At 68.0% G+C, this 206-nt stretch carries 1 protein-coding gene; it reads right to left on the bottom strand.

The genetic code is table 11. The features are described from left to right. On the bottom strand, positions 1 to 206 hold a 206-nt coding region (locus IH00_RS0117425), incomplete at both ends, for a beta-ketoacyl synthase N-terminal-like domain-containing protein (RefSeq protein ID WP_158827840.1).

The following is a 206-nucleotide window of genomic DNA, read 5'->3' as shown; positions in this document are numbered from 1 at the left end:
CGCCTGCACCGCCAGATGCAACGCCACCAACGACGACGAACACGCCGTATCCACCGACACCGCAGGACCCTCGAGCCCCAGCACGTACGAGATGCGGCCGGAGCTGAAGCTCACCACCCCGCCGGTGAGCAGATCTCCTTCCAGCTCGGCGGAGGAGACATCGACGTCGCGCGTGTAGCCGCCGTCCCAAGCCCCGACGTACACGC

Origin of the sequence: Streptomyces sp. NRRL S-118 (genome assembly GCF_000716335.1) — a bacterium.
In the GTDB taxonomy this organism is placed as follows: domain Bacteria; phylum Actinomycetota; class Actinomycetes; order Streptomycetales; family Streptomycetaceae; genus Streptomyces.
This window is presented reverse-complemented; position numbering and strand designations above follow the sequence as displayed.